The organism is Psychromonas sp. SA13A, from assembly GCF_011378715.1.
Taxonomy (GTDB): Bacteria; Pseudomonadota; Gammaproteobacteria; order Enterobacterales; family Psychromonadaceae; genus Psychromonas.
In genome coordinates this window covers 1-17,853 of the sequence record NZ_WTKU01000037.1, presented here as the reverse complement: position 1 = coordinate 17,853, position 17,853 = coordinate 1, and the positions used below count along the sequence as shown (strand labels likewise).

10 protein-coding genes and 1 pseudogene are annotated in these 17,853 nt (G+C 37.3%); 7 read left to right on the top strand and 4 right to left on the bottom strand.

Annotated features, from left to right (window positions below):
- Positions 1–64: 64 nt before the first annotated feature.
- Positions 65–1,221, top strand: a pseudogene (locus GQR44_RS19240) (IS3 family transposase).
- Positions 1,218–1,613 carry a hypothetical protein gene (locus GQR44_RS19235; protein WP_166373331.1) on the top strand — a complete coding sequence of 132 codons (396 nt, stop codon included), beginning with the start codon at positions 1,218–1,220 and terminating at the stop codon, positions 1,611–1,613. The pseudogene GQR44_RS19240 and the gene GQR44_RS19235 overlap by 4 nt, the downstream one beginning before the upstream one ends.
- Positions 1,614–2,028: 415 nt before the next feature.
- On the opposite strand, the gene GQR44_RS19230 is transcribed toward GQR44_RS19235, so the two are convergent.
- Positions 2,029–2,337, bottom strand: coding sequence for a hypothetical protein (locus GQR44_RS19230; protein WP_166373329.1), 309 nt, complete (start codon positions 2,335–2,337; stop codon positions 2,029–2,031).
- Between the two features lie 387 nt (positions 2,338–2,724).
- Here GQR44_RS19230 and GQR44_RS19225 point away from each other — a divergent pair, with 387 nt between their 5' ends.
- From GQR44_RS19225 to GQR44_RS19205, 5 genes are all read left to right on the top strand, one after another.
- The gene (locus GQR44_RS19225; protein ID WP_205963132.1) at positions 2,725–3,201 is read left to right on the top strand and encodes a peptidoglycan-binding domain-containing protein; all 477 of its coding nucleotides are present in this window, start codon (positions 2,725–2,727) and stop codon (positions 3,199–3,201) included.
- Positions 3,202–4,304: 1,103 nt separating this feature from the next.
- Positions 4,305–6,458: a transporter substrate-binding domain-containing protein gene (locus GQR44_RS19220; RefSeq protein ID WP_166373325.1), complete on the top strand. Its 2,154-nt coding sequence runs from the start codon at positions 4,305–4,307 to the stop codon at positions 6,456–6,458.
- 1,196 nt (positions 6,459–7,654) lie between these two features.
- The gene (locus GQR44_RS19215; RefSeq protein ID WP_166373323.1) at positions 7,655–8,344 is read left to right on the top strand and encodes a hypothetical protein; all 690 of its coding nucleotides are present in this window, start codon (positions 7,655–7,657) and stop codon (positions 8,342–8,344) included.
- 367 nt (positions 8,345–8,711) lie between these two features.
- The gene (locus GQR44_RS19210; protein ID WP_166373321.1) at positions 8,712–9,665 is read left to right on the top strand and encodes a DnaJ C-terminal domain-containing protein; all 954 of its coding nucleotides are present in this window, start codon (positions 8,712–8,714) and stop codon (positions 9,663–9,665) included.
- Positions 9,662–9,967 (top strand): chaperone modulator CbpM, encoded by a 306-nt coding sequence (locus tag GQR44_RS19205; RefSeq protein ID WP_028870060.1) that lies wholly within the window; start codon positions 9,662–9,664, stop codon positions 9,965–9,967. The genes GQR44_RS19210 and GQR44_RS19205 overlap by 4 nt, the downstream gene beginning before the upstream one ends.
- Before the next feature lie 140 nt (positions 9,968–10,107).
- On the opposite strand, the gene GQR44_RS19200 is transcribed toward GQR44_RS19205, so the two are convergent.
- The 3 genes from GQR44_RS19200 to GQR44_RS19190 form a co-directional block, all read right to left on the bottom strand.
- Positions 10,108–10,470 carry a DOPA 4,5-dioxygenase family protein gene (locus GQR44_RS19200; protein WP_166373319.1) on the bottom strand — a complete coding sequence of 121 codons (363 nt, stop codon included), beginning with the start codon at positions 10,468–10,470 and terminating at the stop codon, positions 10,108–10,110.
- Positions 10,471–10,610: 140 nt separating this feature from the next.
- Positions 10,611–13,754, bottom strand: coding sequence for an EAL domain-containing protein (locus GQR44_RS19195; RefSeq protein ID WP_166373317.1), 3,144 nt, complete (start codon positions 13,752–13,754; stop codon positions 10,611–10,613).
- A gap of 3 nt (positions 13,755–13,757) precedes the next feature.
- Positions 13,758–17,853 (bottom strand): Ig-like domain-containing protein (locus tag GQR44_RS19190; RefSeq protein ID WP_166373315.1); only part of this gene is annotated, 4,096 nt, incomplete at its 5' end.

The window sequence follows — 17,853 nt, the reverse complement described above, 5'->3', positions numbered from 1 at the left end:
TATTCTGGTCTAATTGAACTGGACACTTTAATTTTGGATAATACTATCCACTAAAGAGGTGAACATGAATACGAGAAGACAATACAAAACTTATACCAGTGAATTTAAAACTGAAGCATTGGCATTAGTCAGTGAACAAGGCTATAGCGTTCAAGAAGCTGCTTCTGCTTTAAACATCACGACTAGCTTGCTTTACAGTTGGAAACAAAAAGCAGAGCAACATGCTAACTCAACTGTAGATTCAGATGAACGTGCTGAATTACTTGCCTTACGCAAAGAAGTTAAACGACTGCGTATGGAGAAAGAAATATTAAAAAAGGCCAGTGCCTTCTTCGCAAAAGAAATGAAGTAAAGTATCGGTATATTCGAGCGAGTCGCTCTAAATATCCCATAAAATTGCTTTGTAATGCATTACAAGTGAGTCGTAGTGCATTTTATGATTGGCTTGAACGCCCCGCTAAAGTCATCCGTGAAGAAGAGCTGAACATGTATCGAGCAGCACGACAGTTATTCAAGCGAAGTCGCGGTAGCCTGGGCTCTCGCCAGTTATGCAAGAAATTAAGAGAAGCGGGCTTTAAGGTGGGTCGTTATCGTACACGTAGTATCATGCGCAAGCTAAAGCTTGTCGTCGTACAGCGCCAAGCATATAAGGTAACAACAAAGCGTAAACATACAGATAGTGTTGCTGATAACCTATTGGGTCAGCAGTTTAACCCTAAACAAGAGAATCTAGTGTGGGCTGGCGACGTCACCTATTTGAGGACCAATCAAGGTTGGATGTATTTAGCCATTGTCATGGATTTATACTCTCGTCGGGTTATTGGCTGGTCTATATCTGGCCGCATGACGGTTGATTTAGTTGAACGCGCATTGCAAATGTCGATTAATATCAGGCAACCTAAAGCGGGTTTGATGTTCCACAGCGATCGTGGTTCTCAATATACTAGTGGGCGATTTAATCGATTATTGAGTAAGCATAAAATAATAGCCTCAATGAGTAGCGTGGGAGCTTGTTTAGATAATGCAGTTGTTGAGCGGTTCTTCGGCAGTCTTAAGAATGAATGGTTATTAAATATTGTTCACTTAACGCGTGAAACGATGAAGTTAGATGTTGAAGAATATATCCGCTATTACAACCATGAACGGCTTCATACAACACTCGGAGATCTAACTCCGATTAACTATGAAAAATTACAAAGTCAGGTGTCCAGTTGTGCTTGACCAGAATAATTAGCGCAATGGGACAAGAAATATTAAATACTTGTAGTAAAGAAAAATTTAATTATCAGGCTGAGGGAATATATAGTAGAAGTAGTGTTTGGAAAATAGATAATAAAAATATCCAAATGAATGTTTATTGTTCTTTCGATTCTTCTGGTAATTATTACGAGTTATCAGCCACTGCTTCATCCCTTGAAGGACGTGATTTTGTAAAGCAACAATTTATGAAATCAAATGATACTGTTAGTGTAAGTGATGGTGATTTTAGCGTTAATATAAGTGCAAAGGTTTTAAAAAAATATGGAATGCTTTTGGTGGTGACGCACTATAAAACCTTTAACAAGGTGGTTACTAGTAAACTTAAATATACAGATTTTTTTATAAATTTATAAATCAGTTTTTGGATGTGTTTTAGCAATTAAAAATATAACAAACGAGGATAGGTGTTGCGCAGCCGACACCTTATCTGGGTGTTGGACAAGCCCGAACGAGGCTTTCTGCTTTATACAGTAAATAGTGGAATGGGTTTTGGGCTGGCTCAAAAAAAATAGTTGGACACTCAATCATAAAAAATGGGGGTCAAGTCTTTCATTTTGAATTATCTTTCAAGATAAAAAACCTACTCCTGCAACTTGGAATACAGCGAAAATAATCAATATCAAATAGTTACAATAAAACCTTACTCAATTTGGCTGCAACTCCCCCACCGTTGAGCTTTCCCAAATCATTCATTTCTTTTAGCAAATCCAAACAGGATGTTTGGCTTAGGCTCGTTCTGGCCATGGATGGCCAGCAAGAGCCGGTGCGTTATAAAAGCAATTGATTATTTGGATCAGAAAGTGATTCGGTGGTCAGTTTCTTTGCCAACTTTCTTTTCTGATAAAAGAAAGTTTGGTCGCCGACAGGGCGAAAACACTGCCAATAAATATCAAAATGTCCGATGAGCGCAGACGAAATAAAACTAAATATAGATACAACCCTCCCACCGTTGAGCTTTCCCAAATCATTCATTGCTTTTAGCAAATCCAAACTGGATGTTTGCCTTAGGCTCGTTCTAGCCATGGATGACCAGAAAGTGATTCGGTGGTCAGTTTCTTTGAGTTGTTGGTGGGTCATGGGCTTTCTAATGAGTATCATTAATTTATCTATCTGGGGTGTTGTGGGTGGCCTTTGGTGGAAAGTGCTAGGTTACAGGTAAAAGTACTACGAAGATCATCCGGTCAGGTATTGCCTTTTTTAAGCTAATTCTTTTAAGTTAACTCTTTTAAGTTAACAAAAATCTTACCAACTTTGATTACGTCTATTCTCTCCGTTAAAAAGCAATGATCTTAGATTGTTTCATGTTGATAGATATATCGACGACTTTTATCAATAACCATTTATAGGTAAAATAGAAGAAGATGAACTTATATCAACCCTAACTGCCTCAAGAAGGCATAATTAACTCTCTAGGAAGGAAAGCAATAAATGAAATATTCGACTTTAATCATTTTAGGTGGATTAATGCTTAGTCATCAAGCATTTTCTCAAAACAATGGACAAAACACATCTAAATGTTACACACAAAATTCAAAAAATAGTAAAGGATGCCAAGTAACTAATGGTGCGACTCAACAACAAAAAGCATCAAAAGCCAAAATACAAGGGCAGCAAAAAGTAGTCGTAAAAACACCACAAAAAGCTGTAAAAAATCAGCAAAAAGTAATCGTAAAAACACCACAAAAAGTAGTCGTAAAAAAACCACAAAAAACTGTAAAAACTCAGCAAAAAGTAGTCGTGATTAAATCAGCACCAAGAGGTTCTAGTTTAGTTTTGCAAACGCAACAACAATTAAACCGTCTTGGTTTTAATGCAGGCCCAGCAGATGGTCTTATGGGTAAAAAAACACGTCAAGCGATTAAACTTTTCCAAAAGAGAAACAATATCCATGTTGATGGAAAAAGCACATCAATATTGTTGATTAAGCTGAAAAAGAAATAACTCATCAATAATCAAAGCATTAGACTTGATTGCAAAAAAATGCATTTTTTCAACAACAATTGAGTCGCTTTATCGAATATTGATGATGCAAAAAATGTAAACGAGAAAAAAAATGGGGGTCAAGTCTTTCATTTTGAATTATCTTTCAAGAGAAAAAACCTGCTCCTGCAACTTAAAATGCAGCGAAAAAATTGAAACAAGCAATATCAGATAGTTACAATAAAACCTTACTCAATGTGGCTACAACTCCAAGAACTAATGGGGTCAAGTCTTTCATTTTGAATCATCTTACAAGAGGAAAAACCTGCTCCTGCAACTTGAAATACAGCGAAAAAATTGAAACAAGCAATATTAGATAGTTACAATAAAACCTTACTCAATGTGGCTACAACTCCCCCCACCGTTGAACTTTCCCAAATCATTCATTGCTTTTAGCAAATCCAAACAGGATGTTTGGCTTAGGCTCGCTCTGGCCATGGATGGCCAGCAAGAGCCGGTGCGTTATAAAAGCAATTGATTATTTGGATAAGGAAGTGATTCGGTGGTCAGTTTCTTTGAGTTCTTTGTAGGTATAGGTCTTTTCTGATAAAAGAAAGTTTGGTCGCCGACAGGGCGAAAATACAATCAATAAAAATCAAACAGACTGGATGAGCGCAAACGAGATAAAACAAAAAATACTGCAACTACCTCACCCTTGAACTTTCCCAAATCAGAAAGTAATTCGATGTCTCTTTGAATTATTTATAGCTTCTCTACTGGCAGAGAGAAAGTAAAGTCGCCGACATGATAAACCAATATTTATATCGCTCAAAATGACTGGGTGAGCGCAGAAGAAAAAATAAAAATAAGGAAACTTTTAAAACACATTAAATTCATGCTGCCATCATCGAATAAAGATTTAACACAAATTAATAATACAAATTTAACGCGTTATATTTCTGTAGTGCTATAGTCTTGTTACTTTGATTTGAATCATTTTTTTAAAAAAAACCATTAGCTTAATTGAAAAGTTAACGGTCTTCGATTTCATATCCTCAAGGCCCCTATTTTAAAACTTAGCCTTTTAAAAAATATTAATAACCTAATCTAACAAGCAGAAAGTAATGAAGAAAATAATAATATTAATGACAATAATATTTAATATATCGGCATTTGCAGTAGAAGAAACCAACCTTTTTACTGCTTCAGAAAAAACCTATATTGCATCTCATGTCTTTACGTTAGGCAGCATCTCCGATAATTATCCGTTTAGCTTTGAAGATAAAGGTAAATTATCTGGTTTTTCATATGACTATATCAATTTAATAAAGAAAAAAAGCGGATTACAAATAAAAATTGAGGTTGCAAGCTGGACTGAGACTCTTGGCAAATTTAAAGCTAAAAAAATTGATTTGATTGATCTTATCTCTTACAAAAAAAGCAGAGAAATATTTACAAATTTTACAAAGCCTTACTTTGAAATACCAAGCGTTGTCTTTGCTAGAAAAGGTGAGTTCAATAATTACCTCGGATTCGAATCTTTAAGAGGCAAAAAAGTCGGTATCACTAAAGATCTTTATTATTACGATGACATTAAATCTCTGAATATTTTTGATATTGTCATCTTTGAAAATTCAAGAGATAAAATGAAAGCATTAGCTTATGGGCAAATAGATGCAATATTTAACAATCTCATTACAGGTCAAAGGCTCATTAAAAGTTTTGGGTTCTCTAACATAAAAATCCTTGCTGAACTTGATAGCCACCTGGTAAAAAAAGAAGACCTAAGATTGGGCGTGAAGAAAGAAGATAACATGTTATTTTCAATAATAACAAAGTCAATAAATTCAATTTCAAGAGAAGAATATGAGTCGTTAATTGATAAATGGTTTGCAGCTAAAGAAGCAGTGACATTAACTGATACAGGTTTAATTTTAACTAAAGAAGAAACAAATTATCTTAAAAATAAACAAATAATCACTATGTGTGTCTCTCCAGACTGGCTGCCTTTTGAACGAATCGATAAAGAAGGGATCTATAAAGGTGTTGGTGCAGATGTTACTAAAATAATATCAGAAAAAATTAATACCCCCTTTGTATTAGTACCAACCAAGAAATGGTCTGAATCATTGCAAAATATAAGAAATCGAAAGTGTGATATTTTACCTATTGCGATGGATGTTCCCTCTAGAAAAAATTCAATGAATTTTACAGTCCCTTTTATATCAGAACCTTTTGTTATAGCCACAAAATCCGAAGAGCTATTTATTAAAGATATTGCGAGTATAGGAAGTCGTAAGGTTGGCATTGTTGAAAGCTATGCATTCTCTGAGGTGTTAAAAAACAATAATCCGCTACTTAATATTATTGATGTTAAAAGTGCTAAAGAAGGTTTATCTAAAGTTCAGAGTGGTGAACTTTTTGGGTACATCGATATTATGCCCGCTGTCGGATATAACATCCAAAAATATTCTTTTGTTGATTTAAAAATAGCGGGAAGATTAGAACATAATGTTGATTTGAGCATTGCATCACGAAATGATGAACACCTTTTAAACTCAATAATGCAAAAATCATTAAATAGCATAGGTGAGAATAAGCTTAGAACCATAGTAGGAGAATGGATTAAAATAAAAGTAGAGCAATCTATTAACTATGAAAAACTTTTTTATATCTCAGCGGCTTTTACTGCTGTATTTTTACTCCTCTTACATAGAAGTCGCTCAATAAAAAAAACAAATTCGCAATTAGCATTATTAAATAAAGAAATAAAAGAAAAAAATATAGCACTTGAACAGTTAGCAAGAACTGACAAATTAACAGCACTCTATAATCGCGTTAAATTGGATGAAACATTAATTTCAGAAAGTAATCGGGCCAATCGATTTTCTCATAGTTTTGGAGTTATCCTGATTGATATTGACTATTTTAAGAAAGTGAATGATGAATTCGGTCATCAAATTGGCGATACTGTACTACAAGAATTTAGTCATATTATTGAATCAAACTCAAGAAAGACAGATGTTGTTGGCCGCTGGGGGGGTGAAGAGTTTCTCATTATTTCGTCAGAAATAAACTTAGTTGATTTATTATCCTTGGCCAATAAACTACGTAAAGAAATTTGTAGCTATAAATTTGTAAATAATGAATATAAAACGGCTTCTTTTGGAATCTCTATTTATGAAAAAAATGAAAACATCAATAAATTAATAAAAAGAGTGGATGAAGCATTATACAAAGCAAAAGAAAATGGCCGAAACAGAGTCGAAATTGGTTAGAATAGCCTATTCAATCAAACTATTTGGATATAATTGATAAAGATTTATACCGCATATATCTTTATCATAGATCTCGAAATAATACAGAACAACATAACTCAATGCGGCTAGGTCCATTATTCTCGCTGAGTTTTGTCTAAATTAATGATGGCCTTCAAGCAAGGTAAAGTAGCGAATGATACGATATTATCATGTTTTATGAGTAGTCGTTGTTAGCTCTGTTCGCCACATGAACGTGGCGTATGAGCGGTGCGACAAGAAGGTAGATATTACTTTATTTCCAAAAGAGGAGATTAAAAAAATTGCCCGTATTTTTTTCAATATCTTTGACATAAATTTTCTTTAACCACATACAGAATCTTGCATTTTCAGGCTTCGAAACTACGTTTCGGTTCTTCAATCGCTACTCGCCGACAGAGCGAAAATACTGCCAATAAATATCAAAATGACTGGACGAGCGAAGACGAGCTAAAACAGAAAGCCGCTACTAACAGCAACAAACAGAAAGTGCTGGATACCCATAAACCTCAACAGATAAATAATATTTATAATCAATTATTTAAATTAAAACTTAATGAAAAATTACTTCAAAATAATGTGGTGCTCTTTTTTCACTTTCATGCAAAAGCAAAGATCGGCTCCAAACCATTCTAACTGTTTTACCCCACTTTCTGTCATACGGATTAAGCCACCTTCACTTAAAAAATGAACCTAATCATTCTATCCAATAATGAATTTTTAGGGACGAGTAACGTTTCAAAAGAATTAACTTAATATTCTCGAATTCAAGTAATAAGTGTACTCGAAATACAGATGACATGAGTGCTTTGTTACTTATCTTTATAAACGAAATAAAAGCACCTTATTAATCACATAATAATCAAATAAAAAGAAGTTTATAATATTTTTTAGATTATCATAAGCGCGGTTTGATGATTTTTACTTATTTTATTAAGTTTTTCACTTTTTTATAATGCAACCATTATTTATTAAGATAAAACGAAATAATCTTCAGAAAGCATACACGACTGTATATATAACATTATGATTTTAGGTTAAATACTTATGATTAGATGTAGTTTGATCTAGAAGCTCGCATGAGCTGAATGCTGAATCGACTATATCTTATTTGCAAAGTAAAGTTACCGTAGAAATTATTTCCTATAAAAAATAGTTACGTAACAAGGAATACTAGGATGAAATTTTCATTTACTAAATTAGCTGTAATAGCGGCATTATCGCTAACTTCATTTACAACTAATGCAACGATTATCATGGGCGAATTAAGTATTGAGGAAAACGGTACTAATTTAATGACAGCCTCGAATGGAAAAACTTATGCAGGATGGGGTGAAACTTTGTATTCAAGTTACCCGGAAACAAAGGCATTAACACAGACTGGAGGTTTGTACGAAGGTTTCTATATTGCAAATAGATCTGAAGCAGCAGATTTTTTCACTTTGGCAACAGGTGTTACAGTACCTGATCAGAGCGATCAATACTCGTCGCTTAGTGTGACTTTATCCGGTGAATTAGGGCCATATTGTGCAGGACCAAATCAGCCGCAATTTGATTGTGGTGATTATACGCTTGGACACCCAAGTGAAGGTGATGGACTCACATTTTGGTTCGATGAAGGGACTACTGATGAGTACGGGAGAGCTAAAGTAGGAAGAATGACGCTATACGGGTATGTAAATCTATGGATCTGGCACGATAACCTTGATTATGACTGGGATTGCATTCCGGGTCCATGTGGAGTTGAAAGTTTTTACCCTAACAAGTCAAACTCAGCGTGGCTAATGGTACCTGCGCCAGCTACCTCGGCTATATTAGTAATAGGGCTTTTAGGTTTTAGATTAGCTCGCAAGCAAAAAAGAGTTTAATAGCGTCGAAGTTTTCCATATAACAAAGTTCTGTCCCCCCACAAACTTTCATAGATAAATGATATTTAAAATTAACTAATGATTAAAAACGGGGGGTATTATTTTTTGCTCCTTGAACCACTCCTACTCATACAGCATGATTCAACACCGCTACTACATTCCACTTTCGAGTTTCATTTAATGAAAACTCATTCTAGAAATCCTCTGCAAAACCCATCAATTTAATCATATTTCCTTCAATTTTTCCATGATATTAATTTGTCTTTATGCATTTAAATAATTAATAAATTTATGGTCAAAATGCAATTAAAGCGTAGACTTAACTACATGTTTCACAGTGTTTGTGATTTTATTTTTAGGTTATTTTATGGAATTCAAAGATTATTATAAAATACTCGGTGTCAGCAAAAATGCTGATGTTAAAGATATTAAAACAGCCTACCGAAAACTTGCCCGCAAGTATCATCCTGACTTAAATCCTGCTGAAGGCGTTGGCGAAAAATTTAAAGAGATCGCTGAAGCTTATGAGGTATTAAAGGATGCCGGTAGAAGAGCAAAATTCGATGAGATCCTAGAATATGGGGATCAATCAAGCCAAGGATTTCAGCCTCCGCCGGGATGGCAACAAGATCAACATGCGTACCAAGGCGATCCTAACCCTGATGCACACTTTTCTGATTTTTTTAATTCCATTTTTAGTGGTGGATTTGATCAATCACATTTTCATGGACAGGCTCAGCAACATCATTCTAGAGGCCAAGATGTTGAAACGGAACTGGCTATGTCATTGCAAGAGACGCTGCATCAGCAAATTAAAACGGTCCACTTTAAATTACCTGTTTCCGAAGGTGGAAAAACACATCAAATTAAAAAACAATTAAATATAAAAATACCGCAAGGCGTTATTAATGGCGAGCGTATTCGCCTTAAAGGCCAAGGAAAGCCGGGTTATGGCGGTGGTGAACCGGGTGATCTTTATCTGCATATTCGTATAAATAACCATCCCCTGTTTGATGTTCAAAAACATGATTTAGTATTAACCTTGCCGCTTACACCTTGGGAAGCAGCGTTAGGAACTAAGGTCACTGTACCGACGTTGGATGGCAAGGTGACGCTAACAATCGCTGCCAATACTCAATCAGGTACAAAATTGCGCGTTAAAGGTAAAGGCTTAAAAAGAAAAGATAAGTTGGGTGATCTGTTTGTGGTTATTAATGTGATCATACCGCCTGTCAGCAATGATAAAGCAACCCAATTATGGCAAGAGCTTGCAAAAAACTCAGCTTTTGACCCACGGGTTTCATGGGGAGAATATCTATGATGCGCAGATTAACGGTGATTTCACTCAATGAGTTATGTCAATTAGAGAGAATTGAAAGTCATCATATTATTGAGATCGTTGAAAATGGCATTGTCAAACCCATTGCTAATGCCAACAGTAAGGACTGGGAGTTTGACACTTCGAGTGTTCATTGGATAAAAAAAGCGGTGCGACTCCACCAAGATTTAGAAATTGATTGGCTAGCGGTGGCCTTACTTATCGATTTAATTCAACAAAGGGATTCGTTACAAAGAGAAAAAGAGTTTTTTCAACAACAATTGAGGCGGTTTACTCAGCATTAATAAACCAATATAAATACACCAGTATAAATACACCAATAAAGAACGAGAAGTGATTGCTTTCTCGTTCTTTCTATAACCAATAACAGCTCTTATTGCCGTCATAAAAAAGCAGGTAAGAAACTAGGTAAAAGTGATGTTACTTATAGAGCCTTTCGACGAAACATGTCTACCTTTAACTGACACTCATCCCCTAGCCAACATGCATATTTAGTATGATCGTCTAGGTCGTTTCCTGTTAAAGGGTGAACAAATATACTCAACCCTTGACGCGACTCTTCAAGCCAAGGAATAAGTTGTTCAAAATCATTCGATGCAAAAAGGATTTGGCAACTCCAGCATGGATGAGGCCCCACCAATTTTTGATGTACTCTACCTATTTTTAAATTGAATAAATCCCCTGCTTTTTCACATAATTTTGCTGCAAACTCTACTGTTGTCTGGTCAAAATAAACATGTGCATGATAATTAACATGAAGATTAATAGGTCGTTGAGGTTGGTTCATTTCGTTAATTCCCCCTATTTTACTTTGATTGTTAGCGTTTTCTATTGTTCGCACTATGTGATCAATTAATGGCAATCAATTTATACCCGATACCCATCATAAAGTCAGTGGTTATTACTGTCTATTAAATAGATGCTTAATCATATTCGTTCTTTAGGCATGTGATTAAGCACACCTGCTAATAATTCATTTTCTTGGGGCATTTCTATGGTTCGACTGTCCCACACTCTTTGACGAATATTGGCGGGGTTAGCTAACAGCGAAGTTGCTTGTTCACGAGTAAGTGGTTTACTAAATAAATATCCCTGAATTGCATCACACTTTAAGTTTTGTAATACATGTAATTGAATATCAGATTCAACACCTTCTGCAATCACATGTAAACCGAGACTATGAACCATAGCTATAATAGCGCTCACTATTGCGGCACCTTGTGCATGGTCGGGAAATTCTTTTAGGAATGATTTATCAATTTTCACCGTATCAATGGGGAATAGTTTTAAGTAACTAAGTGATGAATAACCAGTACCAAAGTCATCCAATGAAATACGCATACCTGCTTTATTCAATTTATTAAGATTCAACTCAACCATTTTAATATTATGGATCAATGCTGATTCGGTGATTTCTATAACTAATGAATCCGGTGTAAGGTTGGCTTGCTTGATCGTCGACAAAACTTTATTCGCGAAGTCTGGTGTTCGAAACTGTACCACTGAAAAGTTAACCGCTAAGGTTAGGTGCTGATGACCAATATCATGCCAGACTTTTAACTGTGTGCATGCTTTTTGAAGAACCCAGTTACCAATATCATCAATTAGCCCTACATGCTCTGCAATTGATATAAATTCTTCAGGAGAGACTAAGCCCAGTTTTGGATGGTACCAACGCAGTAAGACTTCAAAGCTATCAATTCGCCCAGTTTCTAGTGTAATAACAGGTTGATATTCTATAGACAGTTCATTGCGTTCAATGGCTCGATGTAACTCCCCTTCCATATATAATTGAGACTTGGCATGTTGATTTGTCTCTTTGCTGTAATACAGACAAACTTCCTTACCTAAGGTTGCTTTAGCTTCTCGTAATGCAATCCCCGCATGTGTGAGTAACAGCTCCGTGTTTTCACCATCACTTGGATATACACTGGCACCGATGCGAGGATCTAAAAAGAGTTCAGTATCCTCCGCTTCAACAGGTTTCTGCATACAACTAAATAAACGTTGGATTATCCATGTTGCTTCTTCCTGTTTTTTCATGTCTGTTAGTAGCACCACAAATTCACCACTATTGGTGCGAGAAAGATTACTTCCCATTTTTTCAACGTTATCAATCATTACAGAATCTGCAGATCGTAGTGTCTTTTTTAAACGCTTGGCGACTATATTGATGACTTTATTATTCGCAGCTTCTCCGAGCGTATTTTTAATGATTTGTGAAGCATCAATATCAATAATTAAGATTGCAAATAACGTATTTAAACGCAAGCTACGTTCAATACTTTGTTTAATACGGTCAATCAAAACTATTTGATTCGGGAAATCATTAATGTCATTTAAATCAAACTGATTCGTTTTTTTTGCGTAAATTAAAGCTTCTAGTTCTATTATACGATGATGTAAATTTTGGACTGTCGTTTGATCTGTTCGATTAAACTCAGGCACAGGGAGTGTCACTAATTTAGACTCATTATTGCTCGCGATTACTTTTTCGCTATTTACGCTAGTTTTCTCTTGCGTTATTACACTGTTTCGCTTGATAGGTGGTGCCATTGCTTTGTCACCGGACTCAATCATAGACCAACGAACCACCTGATTACGCCCCGACTTTTTAGCAGAATAAAGTGCTTTATCGGCAATATCGATAATGAATTCCGGTGTGAATCCTCCTCCTGAAATACTTGAAACACCAAAACTAGCGGTAAATGGAATGATGCCATTTGCTTCACCACTTTTATCATTGTTAACCACTGAGCGAATACGTTCGGCAATATCAGCAGCTAGTTTTTCATCAACTCCTGGCAGCACAATACAAAACTCTTCACCACCGTAACGACCTACTAAATCGTCACTGCGCGCAGTTTCACTTAAGATTTGAGCAAGTGATTTAATGACAATATCACCGGTGGCATGACCGAAACGATCATTGACTAGTTTAAAGTGATCAATATCTAGCATGATGCAACTAAGTGTCTCGTCATCCTCCATCTCACTCAATAAGGTTGCAAAACCTTCAAAGAGTGAACGGCGGTTTAATAATCCGGTTAAAGGATCGCGTGTTGCTAATACTTGTAGTTTTTTATTTTGACGTGTTATTTCTTGTTGGCTATGTTTTATTTGGCTTAGTGCTCGCTCTAACACAACATTTTTATTTTCTAATTCGGTGATATCATCAAAGGTCACAACCACACCACGAATATCAGCATCGGCTGTTTGAATCGGTGCAATATTAACGGCAAAACTCAAGTTTTCTTTTAATTGGGTGCATAACTTTAAGTTTGAATGCTCTGTTTCAAAACCATCTAATAACAACTGCCAAGGCAAACGATAAGGCTCATCGCTTTTCTCATTGTCTGTTGGGCTCCAATCAAAATCTGATAGATTTTTACCAATTAAGCTAGCTGAAGGCTGACCTAGTTTTTGTTCAAAAGCGGTATTAACAAAAACAATTCGTCCATTGTTATCAAGTATGACTAAACCTTCAGCGAGTATATTCAAGGCAGCACTAACACGGTCAGGAATTACGTTACTTGGGTCTAGTTCATTGAGTGCTCGTTTTAGGAATAACCAAAATACGAAAAATCCAACAGTTAATATAAATATAATAATGGTGATAATAGAGCCGGCTCGCTCAAATATAGTAGGGTTACCATTCAGCGGTTTAAAACTAACCTCTAACGCTCCCCAACGCCCTTCTTTCCCGTGAATAGGTACCAATATATTAGCAACAGTTGAAGCACTTTTATCAGTTAAGTGCCAAGAGTTAAGGTGATCCCCCGCACTCGAGATAAGTTGTTTATCGGAAGTTCGTAAACCCAGTGAGTTAATGCTTGTATTCTGCTGCTGAAGTGAATGCATTAATAATGTAACAGAGCGGATATCACCTTTCATTACATCTGCGGATACTTGTACCGCTAATGATTCAGCAATTACTTTACGTGCATTGAATTCAGCCAATTTTGAATTTGGAATAAAGCCCAAAAAATCGGCAACGAGTAACAAACTGACCGTGAGCATGCTAAGCCCAATAGCAAGACGAACAATAGGAGATATTACAGGTACTTTCATAGGTTATTTTTTAATCCTATCATCAGGTGATTGTACTGGACTTTGATCTTCAAATAATGCATCGATATTAGCGCCTGCTGCATCTCCCCCTGCAGCGTCAGGATCACTTGATTCAGCTGGGGTTAATGCCTCACTGGCCGTCAATATCGGTAAAACATCCAGCGAACGCCATGCAGGCATTGCGGTTAAAAGGCTAGCTAACAGAGAGCCCCCTCGTAATAACCAACTTACAAAAATAGCAGCACCAGTAATACCCACGCCAGCGACTGTTCCAACGTTCAGGTCTTGAATGATTTGGTTTTGTTCTGCAGAAGCATCTAAGTCTTGTTGCATTTTATCCAAATCATCTAAAAATTCAGGGCTACGTGAGCCAATATTAGCAACCGTTGTACTGAGCGGCGTTATAGTTTCTGTTTGTATTCCATTATCAATCCAAATTGAGGTTAATTCCTGAAGAAATGTTTGGCTTTGCTCTTCAACTAAGGAGGTATTATCATTATCGTCATTACTTGCGGGACGCTCAGAAAGCACACTCAGGAAGATATCTTCGTCCAATGGTGTGGTCATTAATCGGCCCTGTTCGCCTAGTATGTCAATAGTAAGATCAACATCATTAACAGCTTCTGTAGCAATGTTGTTATCTACAATATCTTCAGGTGAGTCTGTATTGTCATCAGGAGTTGGCGTTGGCTCAAGCATTTCAGGTTCATTTATTATCTCATTATCAGTAATGCTGGTGTCTGTTTCTCTTGTTCCATTAATTTGTATTGTTACTGTACTGATGGTTCCATCGATACTACTGACGTTAAAGGTTTCTGCATAATGTTCGCCCTCAATCAATTGATTAAATGCTGATTTTGCCGTAAACACCCATGCACCTGAGGCATTAATAGTGAAGGTACCATATTTGCCTACAATAGTATTTGCAGCAAAGGTATTCTCTTCATTATCAACATCACTAGCTGTTAATTGACCAGCAGTGGTGATCGGGGCATCTGTTTCATCTACTTCCAAACGCTGACTGCTCACTACCGCGGCATCATTAGTGCCGTTAATCTGAATAGTGACTGTGCTAGCTGTGCCATCGATACTCACGACGTTGAAGGTTTCGGATATGTTTTCATTTTCATTCAAGGCATCAAAATTGTCGTTCGCAGCGAAAGTCCAAGCACCAGACTCATCAATATTAAACGTACCGTAGGTGCCGATTAGCGTATCAGAAATGAAGGTATTATCCTCATTATCAACATCATTCGATGTTAATTGACCGCCGGTAATAATAGCCGAATCTGTTTCATCTACTTCCAAACGCTGACTACTCACTACCGCGGCATCATTAGTACCATTAATTTGTATGGTAACGGTGCTAGCTGTGCCATCGATACTAGCTACATTGAAGGTTTCTGATATGTTTTCATTTTCATTTAAGGCATCAAAAGCATCGTTCGCGGTGAAAGTCCAAGTGCCAGATTTATCAATATTAAACGTGCCATAGCTGCCAACCAATGTTTCAGAAATGAAGGTATTATCCTCATTATCTACATCACTAGCAGTTAGTTGACCGCTAGTGGTAATAGGCTCATCTGCTTCATTGATTACTTTAGTCTCCAAACTAACCAATGCTGCATCATTTGTTGCAGAAAATAGGATATCAGCGGTCATTTCTAAGGAATCGATTTGGCCATCATTAGCAACGACACTTAACTTAAAATAGGTATCGATTAAAGCATCGTTAGCCAGTGTTGCTTCACCTACTTCTGTTAATGTTACTGCGCCGCTATTAGCATCAATCGTGAAATAGCCATTTTCATTGCCACTATTAATACGATAAGTCAGAGCGTCGCCATCTAAGTCAATAGCAGCGAAGCTTGCGACTAGATCACCCGCTATTGCGATATTTTCAACCTGGGTACTACCATTTACCTTGTTAATGGTGGGCACATCATTAATCGCAGCAAACTTTATCGTTGCTGTCTCTTGTTCGGTTGTTAATTTGCCATCAGTGGCTGTAACGCCTAATGTGTAAACAGCGTTAGTTAAGGCATCGTTATCCAGTTCAACTTCACCAGCGTTCGTTAGGGTCACTACACCTGTATTAGTATCAATAATAAAGTAGTCATTATCATTACCACTGCTGATGTTATAAGTTATTGCATCACCGTCTAAATCGCTGCCTGTAAAGGTTGCAACCACATCTCCCGCTGCTGCAATATTTTCAACTTGAGTGCTACCGATAATGGTATTGATGGTTGGCGCGTCGTTAGTCGCCTCAAAATATATAGTTGCTGTAGCTTGCGCTGATACAAATACACCATCAGTGGCTGTAACAGCTAAACTATAAACAGCGTTAACCAAGGCATCATTTGACAGTATTGTTTCACCTGCTTCTGTTAGCGTCACCACTCCTGTATTGCCATCAATAGTGAAGTAACCATCGTTGTTACCACTATTAATATGATAAGTCACCTTATCACCATCTACATCGCTGGCGCTGAAAGTGGCAACCACATCTCCTGCAGTCGCAATGTTTTCAATTTGAGTGCTGCCCACATTAGTTGTAATGGTCGGCGCGTTGTCATTTACATGGTTAATTACAATTATTGCACTGGCTTCGCTTGAGCTGCTTATACCGTCACTGGCAGTCACACCTATCACTTGGTTACCGAGGTTAAGAATATCGTTTTCAATCGCCGTTTGACCAGCAGCAGTTAAAGTAACGTTGCCTGTGTTAGTATCAATCTCAAAGTAACCGTTGTCATTACCACTGGAGAGACTAAACGTCACGGTGTCACCGTCTGCATCACTAGCGCCGAAGATCGCGACAATATCTCCCGCAGCAGCAGTATTTTCAACTTGTGTACTGCCCTTAACGTTATCAATGATTGGTAGATCATTGCTTCCTGTTACCGTAATAGTGATTGTTTTTGTTTCACTCACACCGTTTTCATTATCAGTCGCAGTGTATGTGAAAGCCACATCACGGCTTGTATTAACAGCCAAATCATCAAAATCTGCATTTGGATTAAAAGTATAACTTCCATCTTCATTGAAGATCAGTTTACCTATTTTTACATCATCAACCAGTTGATAGCTTACTATCGTTCCATCTACATCACTCGCCACGGGTACACTGCTGTTTAAGATGCTGTTTTCATCAGTGGTGACTGCATCATCAAAAGCGACTGCTACATCGTTTACGTTTGTAATAGTTACATTCACTGTGCCAACTTGGCCTTCTTCATTGGTATAAGTAAAGCTATCGCTACCGTTAAAGTTAGTATTCGGGATATATTTAATTGTGCCATCAGTATTGATTGAGACATTACCGTTAATACCCTGTGTGACAGAGGCCACTGGCGAAACTGCCGCATCAGTGCCATCAGCCGTGTCGGTGTCATTGGCTAATACATTAATATCAATCGCAGCATCTTCGTTCACGCTGGCGATATCGTTATTCACAATCGTTAAGTCATTAACCGCATCCACGGTGACATTAACCGTGGCTTCTTGCCCTTCAGCATTCGTATAAGTAAAGCTATCCGTGCCATTAAAGTCAGCATTCGGTGTGTATTTCACCGTGCCATCAGCATTAACTACTACTGAACCGTTACTACCTTGGGTAACAGAGGCTACTGGTGAGATCGCCGCTGCAGTGCCATCAACTGTATCGGTGTCATTTGCAAGCACATCGATATCAATCGCCTCATCTTCGTTAGTCGTCGCGGTATCGTTGGCTACGACGGTTAAATCATTAACCGCATCCACCGTGACATTAACCGTGGCTTCCTGGCCTTCTTCATTGGTATAAGTAAAGCTATCCGACCCATTAAAGTCAGCATTTGGTGTGTATTTCACCGTGCCATCGGCATTAACTACTACTGAACCGTTGCTACCTTGAGTCACGCTTTCTACTGGTGAGATCGCTGCTTCAGTGCCATCAGCCGTGTCGGTGTCATTGGCTAACACATCAATATCAATCGCAGCATCTTCGTTGGTGCTTGCAGTATCGTTGGCAACGACAGTTAAGTCGTTCACGGCATCCACGGTGACATTAACCGTGGCTTCCTGGCCTTCTTCATTGGTATAAGTAAAGCTATCC